Origin of the sequence: Sphingorhabdus sp. (genome assembly GCF_044239005.1) — a bacterium.
Lineage (GTDB): Bacteria > Pseudomonadota > Alphaproteobacteria > Sphingomonadales > Sphingomonadaceae > Sphingorhabdus_B.
This window is the reverse complement of record NZ_JBIICH010000098.1, coordinates 1-7583: the sequence shown is the minus strand read 5'-3', so window position 1 is coordinate 7583 and position 7583 is coordinate 1. Positions and strand designations below refer to the sequence as shown.

The 7583-nt window shown below is 55.0% G+C and carries 9 protein-coding genes; 2 read left to right on the top strand and 7 right to left on the bottom strand.

What is annotated here, in order from left to right; all coding sequences use genetic code 11:
* From ACILQA_RS08385 to ACILQA_RS08355, 7 genes are all read right to left on the bottom strand, one after another.
* Positions 1 to 353: heme NO-binding domain-containing protein (locus ACILQA_RS08385; RefSeq protein ID WP_395629292.1), on the bottom strand; the 353-nt coding region annotated here is incomplete at its 3' end.
* Between the two features lie 12 nt (positions 354 to 365).
* A complete protein-coding gene (locus tag ACILQA_RS08380; RefSeq protein WP_395629291.1) occupies positions 366 to 602 on the bottom strand; it encodes a hypothetical protein in 237 nt (78 codons plus the stop codon).
* A gap of 221 nt (positions 603 to 823) precedes the next feature.
* Positions 824 to 1396, bottom strand: a complete 573-nt coding sequence (locus tag ACILQA_RS08375; protein ID WP_395629290.1) for a hypothetical protein — start codon at positions 1394 to 1396, stop codon at positions 824 to 826.
* A gap of 311 nt (positions 1397 to 1707) precedes the next feature.
* Complete coding sequence (locus ACILQA_RS08370; RefSeq protein WP_395629289.1) at positions 1708 to 2826, bottom strand: acyl-CoA dehydrogenase family protein; 1119 nt, start codon at positions 2824 to 2826, stop codon at positions 1708 to 1710.
* A gap of 88 nt (positions 2827 to 2914) precedes the next feature.
* On the bottom strand, positions 2915 to 4540 hold the full coding sequence (locus ACILQA_RS08365) for an alkaline phosphatase D family protein (RefSeq protein WP_395629288.1): 1626 nt from the start codon (positions 4538 to 4540) through the stop codon (positions 2915 to 2917).
* A 112-nt stretch (positions 4541 to 4652) separates the two neighbouring features.
* Positions 4653 to 5462: a tryptophan 2,3-dioxygenase gene (locus ACILQA_RS08360; protein ID WP_395629287.1), complete on the bottom strand. Its 810-nt coding sequence runs from the start codon at positions 5460 to 5462 to the stop codon at positions 4653 to 4655.
* Positions 5463 to 5479: 17 nt separating this feature from the next.
* Positions 5480 to 6076, bottom strand: a complete 597-nt coding sequence (locus tag ACILQA_RS08355) for a TetR family transcriptional regulator C-terminal domain-containing protein (protein WP_395629286.1) — start codon at positions 6074 to 6076, stop codon at positions 5480 to 5482.
* Between the two features lie 36 nt (positions 6077 to 6112).
* Here ACILQA_RS08355 and ACILQA_RS08350 point away from each other — a divergent pair, with 36 nt between their 5' ends.
* Entirely contained in the window at positions 6113 to 7273 is a 1161-nt protein-coding gene (locus tag ACILQA_RS08350) for an aromatic ring-hydroxylating dioxygenase subunit alpha (RefSeq protein ID WP_395629285.1), read from the top strand.
* A partial coding sequence (locus ACILQA_RS08345; protein ID WP_395629284.1) for an FAD-dependent oxidoreductase occupies positions 7270 to 7583 on the top strand: 314 nt, incomplete at its 3' end. The genes ACILQA_RS08350 and ACILQA_RS08345, both read left to right, overlap by 4 nt.

The following is a 7583-nucleotide window of genomic DNA, read 5'->3' as shown; positions in this document are numbered from 1 at the left end:
GAGGGCAAGCGCGCGCCGGGCATAGCTGCCCCCACCGCAAGATGTAATCTGTCCAGATTTTCAATGAAGCTGGCCAAATCTTGACCCGTGAAATTCATGATCGACGCGAGCGAACCGCGCTCGGCATATTTAATCCAGTAGCGCCCAAATTCGAAAAGGCAGGCATCAACGGATAAGTTCAACCGCGCTGACGCCTCCGAGATGATAGCGATGGTCAGGGCGTCGTCATACACCATACCAGTGAGCAGTTCGGTTGGCCCGATACCCAGCTTATGTTCGAAAGCGAGCCAAGCGTCTTCACCCAACTCATCAAAAACCATCTGCCGGACAGCCCGGTGAATCATGCCATACATAATGATTTCCCCTTAACTGTCCCGGGGCATGCCGTCATTTTCATCGCGCCTTTTTAAATCCTGCAAAAGCTTCGTAGCGCGCACGACCTGTTCTTCAATACGCACCATTTTCTCAATGAGGTAATCAGAATCCTCGCCTGGACGATTTGAAATCCTTGCGCGAATATTACCACAAGATAACCTTATGATGTTCAACGGCTGCATGATTTCATGCAACGTCTTGCTGTCCAGCTCATTAAGTGATTTCATCGAATTAACCGCAGATTGTATAAAAATTTATGAATTTCGGAGCGCGTAATAGGCTGTGGCGGCGGATTCTGCAAACAAATGTCGATTCCTGCGGAATACGAACGCGCTCTGAACGTGCTGCTATAACCGAGCAAGCGGCGCCTCATGCAATGCAGCTGCGCCGAAATACCATCTAACATTATCGGGGTGGGCGTCGCCCGTGGCGAAACCGAAAACTGCGCTTAAGACGCGATTGCCAGGTCGTTAGCGTCGTCAGTCAGCAAAATACGCTGAATTTCCTGTTTCGTTTCCTCAGTCAGTTCCAGATACACGCGGCGCTGGTCGCGCGGGTCGAAGCGACGCACGATGATATTTCGTTCGGTCATAATTGCAATGTGCCGCAGCGCTGTTGTGACAGGTGAAAATGACGCGCGGCAAGCGCTGGAAACGCCGGTGTCCAAACCGGAATGTTGCCGAACAAACAGGTCCAAAAGAATGAACCAAGCAGGGTCAGCAAACAGATTTGCAGCTGCAGCAAACCGCGAGCGGCGCTTGGCAATTTCGATCAGGTCGACCGCTTTCTTCACTGCCAGCGTCGTTGCAACATCGTCTGTATGGGAAGCGTCGTCAAATATAGTTGAATCATGCGCATCCGCCTGAACGGCGAGAAGCATATTTTCCAGCTGCGTTCGCGTGAACTGGATGGGAACCTGGAAAGTGCGGACCTGGTCGTCGATGTTTACATCATCTTGATATTCGACCATTTTTCTTACCGGACACAGACAAAATAAACCTCGTGGAGCTTTCCCAGCCATCCACCAAGGTGATGAAAAATACCGAATCTTACCAACTAAGCATCGATGCGGCGCGCGCTTATCGCTTCGGTTGTGCGCCCTTGAGGTTCGCAAAGAAAATTGCACGGCATATCACCACCGTTACGAAAGCAAATATAACCATTTTGCCACTATTTATCATTTTACGATTATATTACAGATACTTATTCTCAACCGTAACCTCATTTGGTTACAATAGTTAGCAAAATATCATAGGGCACAATATGAACGGGGCTTTATCGAGATCGGCGGCAACATGTTGTGCGGTTGCCCCGACCATTTTCACATCATGATTACCCGAGCAACAATGGCGCAAGCTTTGCGCGTTGCCATGCCGCATCGCCATATTGTGAGGCATGGAATATCGCGGCACGGCGGTGTAACCCGGCGTCGCAATCATGGGTGAAGCCAAAGCCACCGTGGAACTGGATCGCGCGGTCTGCAGCAAAGCTGTAGGTTCCATCTGCGGCGGCTTTCGCCATCCGCACGGCGATTTCGCCCATCCCCTGATCGCTAAAACTGTTCGCGGCGCTGTACAAATGCGACCGCGCTTTTTCATAGTCGACATAGGCGTCAACGGTCGGATGTTTGAGCGCCTGATACTCGCCAATGATTTTGCCGAATTGCTTGCGCGTCTGCAGATAGCTGACGGTGTAATCGATCACGCTCTGCGCGCCGCCGCACATTTCGGCGCTCTGCAACAGATTGGCGGCTTGCTCGACATGCGCCAATGTGGACGCCGCGCGCGCGACGTCGAGCAATGCAGTGCGGGACACCGACAGACCGTCGAGTGACACCGCAAAGCTGCGCTTGGTTTCGTCAATGATGGATTCGCGGCGCAGACGGCCAGCGACATCATCAGCGGTCAAAGCAACAAGCGCTGGTTTTCCATCCAACATGACCGATGCGACAATGACATCCGCGCTTTGCGCCCACAGCACAAACTGCTTTTCACCCGACAAAACGACGCTGTCGCCATCAACCTTGGCCGTCGCGGTGATGTTCAACAAATCCCAGTCGCCATGTGCTTCGGATAGCGCGAGTGAACCAATGGCCCCTTCGGCAAGCTTTGGCAGCCATTCCGCGCGCTGCGCTTCGGTGCCACCAGCGATGAGCGCCTGCGCAGCCAGAGTGGATGCAACGAACGGCGAAGCCATCAAATGCCGTCCCATTTGTTCCACCACCGGCACGACTTCGGCCATGGTCAGCCCGACGCCATTATGTGCTTCTGGAATGGCAATGGCCGTCCAGCCCAAAGCCGCAATTTCAGCCCAGATGTCCGCGTCATAGCCAAGATCACTTTCCATCAACTTGCGGACGCGATCGATGGGCGATTTGTCGCGACAAAAGGTCGTCGCCACATCCAGCAACTCAATCTGCTCTTCGCTATATCCTAAGCCAGGCATCTGCATGTCATTCTCTCCTCGCGCCGTTACATCCTCTATGGCGCGAGGCGATGGACAAAATCAAGGCGATTTAACTGATCAGTTAAACGGTGCCTTATGCCTGTTCGAGAACTTTGCGGCCTGGGCGGACTTTCATTTTATGGCCCGTCTTGGTCGCGAGTGAAATGTCTTTCACGGTTTGCATGAACACCCATTCGTTGGTCGCAGCCTGCGGCGTGAGCGCCAAGTGCATGTAACCGCGGTTGGATGTGTCTGCCCAACGCAATTCCTGCTTACTCGCGTCAAGCAAGCTGCGCGCGACGACGGACGGATCCGTGAACGGAACTGCGCTTTCAAAGCCCGGCGACGATACGCTGTGGCCGCCAAATTCAACGCCCGCTGGCTTTCCGCCTTCGGGCAAGTCGAATGCCCAGCCATTGTGGCTATCACCGGTAATCACAACCAAGTTTGCGTCGGCGCGCTGCGCTGCTGACAAAATGCGCGAACGCGCAGTGGGGTAACCGCCCCAATTGTCGAGATTGTAGGGCAGGCCCGCCTTCGCCGCAGCGATGCCCTGCCGCACATAGTTTATCGCGCGTTCAGGCGCAACGCGGGGGACCCAATCCATGGCGTTTTCCGGCGTGTAGCTATAGCCCATGTTCGTTCCGGTTCCGAGCAAAGCCCATGTCGACTTGTCGCCCAACATTGACCGTGAAAGCCATGCTTCCTGTTCGGTCCCGAGCATAGTCATGGACGGATCGCGCCATGCCCCGTCGCGAAATTCTGCAAATGCCTTTGCTGGATCTCCAGCGCGCGCCAGATCACCGTGGGAATATGGCTTCGAACGTGCGACCGCCCGTGTGTCCGTACGATAATAAGTTGCAAGATCGCCTATTGAATATTCTTTCCACGGCTGTTCGCCAACGGGCAGCCATTCGCGCCAGACCTGCATCGCTGCGTTACGCCGCGCGTTCCAGTCACCTTCGTCTACGCTATGGTTCTGCGCGCCGCCTTCCCAAGCGTCATTCGCTGTTTCATGATCGTCGGTGTTTACGATCATCGGGAAATTGGCGTGCAGTGCCTGCAATTGCTTGTCCGAACGATAGCTGGAATAGCGCAAGCGATAATCGGCCAAAGTCAGAATTTCGTCAGCGGGGAAAATGCGCGCCGCGAATTTCGCGCCGCCATCATAACCACCGCGTCCATATTCATAGATATAGTCGCCCATGTGCAGCACAAGGTCGATGTCCTTGCGCGCCGCGGCATGGCCATAAGCGTTGAATTCACCAAAGCCCAAGTTCGAGCATGAGAATATCGCGATGTTGAAATTCGATGTTTTGCCAACGGGCAACGTCTTCGTGCGGCCAACGGGGGATATGCTGCCGTCGGGGGCAATGAAGCGGAACCAGTGCCATTTGCCCGGCGCGAGATTGTCGACCGTAATCTTTACGGTGTGGTCGCGCCATGGACCTGTCACCATTTGGCCGCCGCCCGCAATTTTCAAGAAATCCTGGCTTTCGGAAATTTCGACGCGGACTTTGGATGGACCGCCGGTCGGGTTTACATAACGTGTCCACAACAGCACGGAATCCGGGCCAGGCTCACCACTGGCAACATTGTGCGTAAAACCGGTAAGGCCAAGCAGCGTCTGCGCCATAGCGGCTCCACCCGGCAGCAATAAGCCACCAATGCCAAAGCCAGCCGTTGCCAACAAATTGCGGCGATTGATAAAAAATGACATCCCGTACTCCCCCGATAATCCGATTCAATATAGTGTGTATCGCGCTAGTCAGCTGCTGTTGCAACCGTGTGACATGAAACCGATTCATGCCCGTTGATGATATATGAAGCGGTCACAGTTGCGTGCGCAGCGACCATAGTTCGGGAAAGGCGCGCTTGGACACGGTGCTGTTCAAATAGCTGACACCCGCCGTCCCGCCAGTTCCGGTCTTACCGCCAATGATACGCTCCACCGTCAGGACATGCTTGTGCCGCCACGTCGCCATTGCATCGTCCAGATCGACAAGCTTTTCAGCCAGCTGGTACAATTCCCAATATGTGTCGGGGTTGCGATAGACCGTGAGAAACGCGGCTTCGACCTCTGGCGAAAACACATGTGCTTGGCTCCAATCGCGTTCCAGCAACACGTGCGGTATGTCGAACCCCGCGCGTGCCAAAGCGGCAATGGCATCATCCCAAATGCTTGGATTGATAAGCGCGTCCGTCATGGCCGCATGCGCATCTGGCCGGTCCTCCTGATATTTCAGAAAAGCCGACGCTTTGAGGCCAAGCAAATATTCCACGGTGCGAAACTGGTCCGATTGAAAGCCGGAGCTTGGCCCAAGGACATGGCGAAATCGTGTATACTCGGACGGCGTCATCGTCGACAACACGTCCCAGCTGAGCGTCATCACCGCCTGAATACGGCTGACACGCGCTAACGCCTTATAGGCAGGCACAAGTGCATCGTTCTGGATTTGCGATCGCGCCAGTTGAAGCTCACGGATGATTTGCTTGAGCCACAGCTCTTTGGTTTGGTGAATGATGATGAACAGCATCTCATCATCCAAATCGGACTGTGGATCCTGACAATCGAGAAGTCTGTCGAGCGCGAGGTAACGCGCATAGGTCATTGGGGTATCAGTTTGGGATGTATCGGTCATCCCAAGACCTTACTGTTTCAAATGAAACTATCCACCCACTTTTCGGCCAGTGCCTCGGCTTCAGCAACGCTGAACGGCGCGTTGCCCAAACTCAGTTCCAACCACAAGCCATCGACCAACGCCGTCAACGCCACCGCGGCCAGCCGTGTATCCTTCGGCGCGTTGGGACAGGCGGCTATCAGCCGTTCAATATCGTGCCGGTTTTCGGCGTACAGCTCGTCATGAATTTGTCCGATTATGGGCGACGTTCGCGACAAGCTCCAAAAGGCGAGCCATGTCGCGAGCAAAGCAGGGTCGGCAATGGGTTCACGAAAACTGGCGGTGATAAACCCCAACAATCGTCCACGCGGGTCCGTTTCGGGAACCATAACAACGGCCGCGTGCATTGCTGCGGCAACGCGTGCCCCCGTCGTCCGATATGTTTCCGCGATGAGCGCATCAATTCCATCGAAATAATGCCGCAGCAATCCCGGTGACACGCCAGCTTCCAAGCAGATCGCACGCACCGATACGCCCTGCGCTCCATACGTTCCCAGACAGCGCGTACAGGCCGCGATTAAGGCGTCCCGGCGGGTATCTGCGCTTTCGCGGGTGAAGGCTTGTCGCGCGCTCATCCAGTTGTTATACACTCGTATAATAAGGAGAGCAAGATGTCCGAATCAGACCTGCACATAGAGCGTGACAATCTGGACGGCTGGAGCCTGCCAGCATGGACCTATGATGATCCTGAATTTGCAGCGCTTGAGGTAGATCGGATTTTCCGTCCCTCATGGCAAGTTGTTTGCCATGTCAGCGATGTCGCAAACATTGGCGACTGGCATAGCCTCGATTATATTGGCGAAAGCGTCATCGTCGTGCGCGGCGCGGATCAGGTGTTGCGTGCCTTTACCAATGTTTGCCGCCACCGTGGCAGCCGCTTGGTCGATGGATCGGGCGGATGCGCCAAGAAACTTGTGTGCCCTTATCATGCCTGGACCTATGATCTTGATGGCCGATTAACGGGTGTTCCGGACAGCGCGTCCTACCCCACTTTGGACAAGGATAAAGCCGGTCTTGTCGCCGTCGACATGGAAATCTGGCGTGGCTTTGTTTTTGTGCGTCTGGAAAGCGGCGGCCCCTCGGTTGCCGACATGATGGCGCCTTATGAAGACCAAGTCGCACCCTATCGTTTTGAAGAACTCAGGGCACTTGGCCGGGTCACGATGCGACCGCGCGCTGTGAACTGGAAAAATGTCGGCGACAATTATTCCGATGGCCTTCACATTCCGGTGGCACATCCCGGCCTCACGCGGCTGTTCGGCAAAAGCTACGGCATTGAGGCGGAGCCACATGTCGACCGCATGTGGGGCGACCTTGTTGACCGGCCATCGGCCAACTGGTCAGAGCGCGGCTATCAGAATCTGTTGCCGCCAGTACCGCACCTGCCCGCCGCCAATCAGAAACGCTGGTTGTATTTCAAACTGTGGCCGTCGGTCGCCTTCGACATTTATCCCGATCAAGTCGATTTCATGCAATGGCTGCCAACTGGCCCCACCAGCTGTGTGATCCGTGAGATTAGCTATGTCTTACCCGATGACCGCCGCGAAATGCGCGCTGCGCGCTATCTCAATTGGCGGATTAACCGGCAAGTAAATGCCGAGGACACGGTCCTCATCACCCGCGTGCAGCAAGGCATGGCAAGCCAAAGCTTTTCCATGGGTCCGCTGTCCGACACGGAAGTTTGCCTTAAAAGCTTCTGTCGCCAAATTCGAAACATCATTCCCGAGGCGCGCCTTGAACAACGCCCTGCGCAGGGCTGGAGCAAAAAATGACACAAAAATATGACGCACTCATCATTGGCGCTGGCCACAATGGCCTTGTCTGCGCCTTTTATCTGGCGCGCGCTGGTTTAAAGGTCCGTATCGTCGAACGCCGCGATGTCGTGGGCGGTGCAGCCGTCACCGAAGAATTCCACCCCGGTTTCCGCAACTCGGTTGCAAGCTATACCGTCAGCCTGCTTCAGCCGAAGGTCATTTCGGACATGAAACTGGCCGACCATGGCTACCGTGTCATTGAACGCCCGATATCGAATTTCCTGCCGCAAGAAGATGGCGGCTATTTGAAACTGGGTGGCGGGCTTGA